Here is a 3655-nt window from a genome sequence, read left to right as displayed (position 1 = left end):
TTGCTTTTCTTTTTGGTGTTTTTTTTTTGTGTGCCGGCCCCTTCTTGTGTTGTCTTTTTTCTTGCGTTTCTCCTGCTCCCCCCCCGGGCGCCCCCACTACAGAGGGTTCCCTTGCTGCAGCGGCTTCTTCCTTAGGAAGAAGGAAAAAAAGAACGGCGCCGTTAGGCGCCGTTCTGGAATATTGCATTCTCCGCGGTGACGATGCGTGCGAAACGACCTTGAACCCGGGGTTCAAGTGGGAACGCTGGGGGGCCATCGGGCTTCCCGCTACAAGGCGGACTTGCACACCCGGCTCCGTCGCGCCCCCGTGGTCGTAATTAAGGGACAAGGCGAATGTTTGCACACGCCGTCGTTCACAGCAGAGAACGCGTCGCCAGTATAACGAGGTTGCGCGGCTAGGTGCAGCCGTATTTCACGAATTGCGGATTCATCTGTCTGAGCTGGTCAGCTGGATCAACGCGCGTTGTCGATGGCCAGGTCCAGGCGCCGGTTCAACTCGTTCATCGCCGATTGAAAACGCTGCTGCTGGGCGAGCTGCTCATCGCGCACCTGCTGCAACTCATGCGCAAGATTGAGTGCCGCCAACACCGCGATGCGGTCTACCGCCGCCATCCGGTTGCTGCCGCGGATCTCACGCATCTTGCCGTCGAGCACGCGTGCGGCGGCGGTGAGGCTTTCGCGCTCGGTGGGTTCCACGCCAACGGTGTACTCGCGGTCCAGGATATGGACGCTGACCGGTTCGTTGTTGCTCACGTGTGCTGCTCCAGCGACTTGAGGCGGGTGATCATGGCTTCCACCCGGGAGCGGGCCTGTTCGTTCTTGGTCAGCAGCTGTGAACGCTCGCTGATCAGCTGTTCCTGCTGCTGGCGCAGGCTGCGGTTTTCATCGCTCAGCCGCTGGTTGCGCTCAAGCAGCAGCTCAAGGCGGGAGGCGAGGGCCAGCAGCTGGCCAGCGGGGTCGAAGGAGTCCATGGTTGGCACGATAGGCATGGCGATGAGGGCCGGTCAAGAAGGAGTATGCAGCGCGGTTGCTACACTGTGCGGCCGTCGTCACCTTGTCGGTGCCGGCGTTCCTCTCCGCTTTACAGACCTGTGACATGACCGACCTTCCCGCCGTCAACGACATCCTCCAGGCCAGCCAGTCGCTGGGCCTGGCTGCTTCCCCGGCCGAACTTCACGGCGGACTGTGCGGCTGGTTGGCCGCCGGCGGTGCCGATGTGCCTGCGTGGCCGGCCAAGGTGCTGGCCGACGACAACCTGCCAGCGCCGGAACCCGGCAGCACCCTGGACCTGCTGCGGCAGGCCACGGTCGCGCAGCTGGAAGACCGTGACTTCGCCTTCGAGCTGGTGCTGGTGGATGCTGCCGAACCGCTGCAGGCGCGTACCGACGCCTTGTTTGAATGGTGCCGTGCCTTCCTGGGCGGCTTCGGCCTGGCCTCCGGCAAGCGTCCGGCGCTGAGTGAAGAAGGCGAAGAAGCGCTGCAGGATCTGGCGCGGCTTGCCCAGGCCTCCAGTGATGAGTTCGACAGCGCCGATGAAGACGAGGACGCGCTGTCCGAGATCGAGGAGTTCGTGCGCGTTGCTGCCTTGCTGTTGCATGGCGACTGCGTGATGGGTTCGCGCCACCGGCAAAGCCTGAACTGAGGTTGGCGATGAAGCGTCTGTCCGGGATCACCCCCGCCGAGTACGCCCGCCGCCGCCGGCAGTTGATGGAAGCGGCGGGTGATGACGCCATTCTGGTGCTGCCCGCGGCACCGGAGCGGGTGCGCAGCAACGATACGTTCTACCCATACCGGCAGGATTCGGACTTCTGGTACCTGAGTGGCTTCCAGGAGCCGGAGGCGGTGCTGGTGCTGATCCCGGGGCGCAAGCACGGTGAGGTGATCCTGTTCTGCCGTGAGCGCGACCCGGACCGCGAAGCCTGGGATGGCCCGCGCGAAGGCCAGGACGGTGCAGTCGCGCATTACGGCATGGATGACGCCTATCCAATCGAGGACCTGGACGAGATCCTGCCGGGCCTGCTGGAGGGCCGTTCGCGTGTGTACTACCACTTCGGGCGCGACGCCGACTTCGACCTGAAGTTGATTGGCTGGGTGAACCGGGTGCGTTCGCAGGTGCGCAATGGTGCGCAGCCGCCGCATGAATTCCTTGAACTTGGCCACCTGCTGCACGAGCAGCGCCTGTACAAGAGCGCCGATGAGATCGCCTTGATGCAGGAGGCGGCTGACATCAGTGTGCGTGCGCACCGCGCGGCGATGCGTGCAGCGCGCGCGGGTATCCAAGAGTACGAGTTACAGGCGGAGCTGGAACGAGAGTTCCGCGCGGCCGATGCGTGTTCTGCATACAACAGCATTGTCGGTGCCGGCGCCAACGCCTGTGTGCTGCATTACCGCGACAACAACAGCGGTAGCCGTGATGGCGATCTGGTGTTGATCGATGCGGGTGCGGAGTATCGCGGTTACGCCAGCGACATCACCCGTACTTTCCCGGTCAATGGCCGTTTCAGCGAGGAGCAGCGCGCGCTGCATGATCTGGTGTTGGCGGCGCAGGCCGCGGCGTTGGAGCAGGCGCAGCCGGGCATTGCCTACGAGGAAGGGCATCTGGCGGCGGTTGAGGTATTGACCGAGGGTTTGTTGCGGCTGGGTCTGCTGAAGGGTGATCTGGAAGAGAACATCATCGAGCGTCATTACCAGCGTTTTTACCGGCACAAGACCGGTCATTGGCTGGGCATGGATGTGCATGATGTGGGTGATTACCGGGTAGAAGGCGAGTCGCGGCTGTTGGAACCTGGCATGGTGTTCACGATCGAGCCTGGCCTGTACATCTCGCCGGACGATCGCAGTGTGGAGGCGCGTTGGCGCGGCATTGGGATCCGCATCGAGGACGATGTGTTGATCACCGAGGACGGGCACCGTGTGTTGACCGGTGCGCTTGAGCGCAGCGCCGACGAGATCGAAGCCTTCATGGCCAAGCGCTGAGGTGCAGGGCACTCGGCTGTAGCAGTTGCCTTTGCATTAGCCCTCCCTTACGCAAAGCGTAGGGGAGGGTATGGGAGGGGTGCAGTTGCCCCAGCCGTTGCTTCTGCAATTGCATCTGCTTCAAAGCTCTTGTTCCACCGGGCCCCTTCCGCAGCGACGGAGCTGGCAGACAAGACCCCGCACGGGGCGACGTGCAGGACGCACGTCGTTTTTCGACGATACAAAGATGTATCGTCGAAAAATCCCGGCGGTGGAGTGGACCCGCGTCGCGAAGCGGCGTGGGCGGGGAGGCAGGGTGTGCTTGACCAGCCATTCGGCTGTTGAAAAGCGCTTCTTTTGGTTACTTCTTCTTTGCACAAGCAAAGAAAAGTGACTCGCTCCCCGAAGGGGAGTGAAAGCTCTTGCTTTTGGCTTCTGTTCCAACAGCAATCAGGATCAAGATCAAGGGCTTTCGCCCGCCTGCGGCGCGCGAGCACACCTTTCTTTGCTTGTGCAAAGAAAGGTGGCCCAAAGAAAGCACACCCTGCCTACGCGCCTTCCGCGCTGCGCGTTCCAGGTCCACTCCGCTGGCAGGTTTTTTCGACGATACATCCATGTATCGTCGAAAAACGACGTGCGTCCTGCACGTCGCCCCGTGCGGGGTCTTGTCTGCCAGCTCCGTCGCTGCGGAAGGGGCCCG

At 62.5% G+C, this 3655-nt stretch carries 4 protein-coding genes and 1 other RNA gene; 2 read left to right on the top strand and 3 right to left on the bottom strand.

Annotation, left to right across the window (positions count from 1 at the left end; all coding sequences use genetic code 11):
• Positions 1-183: 183 nt before the first annotated feature.
• The 3 genes from ssrS to ACVOLI_RS20290 all read right to left on the bottom strand — a co-directional run bounded on the left by ssrS (position 184) and on the right by ACVOLI_RS20290 (position 971).
• Positions 184-368, bottom strand: a non-coding RNA gene (gene ssrS / locus ACVOLI_RS20300) — 6S RNA.
• 85 nt (positions 369-453) lie between these two features.
• Positions 454-753, bottom strand: coding sequence for a cell division protein ZapA (locus tag ACVOLI_RS20295; RefSeq protein WP_282273119.1), 300 nt, complete (start codon positions 751-753; stop codon positions 454-456).
• Positions 750-971 (bottom strand): TIGR02449 family protein, encoded by a 222-nt coding sequence (locus ACVOLI_RS20290; RefSeq protein WP_282273125.1) that lies wholly within the window; start codon positions 969-971, stop codon positions 750-752. The genes ACVOLI_RS20295 and ACVOLI_RS20290 overlap by 4 nt, the downstream gene beginning before the upstream one ends.
• Before the next feature lie 125 nt (positions 972-1096).
• On the opposite strand from ACVOLI_RS20290, the gene ACVOLI_RS20285 reads away from it, so the two are divergent.
• Positions 1097-1642: a YecA/YgfB family protein gene (locus ACVOLI_RS20285; RefSeq protein ID WP_282273121.1), complete on the top strand. Its 546-nt coding sequence runs from the start codon at positions 1097-1099 to the stop codon at positions 1640-1642.
• An 8-nt stretch (positions 1643-1650) separates the two neighbouring features.
• Positions 1651-2976, top strand: a complete 1326-nt coding sequence (gene pepP, locus ACVOLI_RS20280; RefSeq protein ID WP_481615758.1) for a Xaa-Pro aminopeptidase — start codon at positions 1651-1653, stop codon at positions 2974-2976.
• The last annotated feature ends 679 nt before the right edge of the window (positions 2977-3655 follow it).

The organism is Stenotrophomonas sp. STEN029, from assembly GCF_056760015.1.
Note: the sequence above shows the minus strand (reverse complement) of the source record. Positions and strands in the feature narration are given on the sequence as shown.